Origin of the sequence: Allobosea sp. ASV33 (genome assembly GCF_016428755.1) — a bacterium.
Lineage (GTDB): Bacteria > Pseudomonadota > Alphaproteobacteria > Rhizobiales > Beijerinckiaceae > Allobosea.
In genome coordinates this window covers 1-399 of record NZ_JAELTI010000229.1, presented here as the reverse complement: position 1 = coordinate 399, position 399 = coordinate 1, and the positions used below count along the sequence as shown (strand labels likewise).

At 75.2% G+C, this 399-nt stretch carries 1 protein-coding gene; it reads right to left on the bottom strand.

Annotated features, from left to right (window positions below):
* Window positions 1–109 precede the first annotated feature (109 nt).
* The coding region (locus tag JHD80_RS27265) for a hypothetical protein (RefSeq protein ID WP_199093726.1) at window positions 110–399 on the bottom strand (290 nt) is incomplete at its 5' end.

Below are 399 nucleotides of genomic sequence, written 5' to 3'. Positions count from 1 at the left end.
CCCCCCCCCCCCCCCCCCCCCCCCCCCCCCCCCCCCCCCCCCCCCCCCCCCCCCCCCCCCCCCCCCCCCCCCCCTCTTTTCACGCAGAAGACGCCATCCGAGATCGCGCCTAGAGTCTCGTGGGCTCGGAGATGTGTATAAGAGACAGGATCGAGGGCAGCAGCAGCGGGGTTGCGAGCGCCGCCGCCAGCACGCCGACCTGCCAGCCGAGCCCGTCATAAACGACGATGCGCATGCCGTCGCCGATGCCGCTGTCTCTTATACACATCTGACGCTGCCGACGATTAACCTTCGGTGTAGATCTCGGTGGGCGCCGTGTCATGGAAAGGGGGGGGGGGGGGGGGGGGGGGGGGGGGGGGGGGGGGGGGGGGGGGGGGGGGGGGGGGGGGGGGGGGGGGG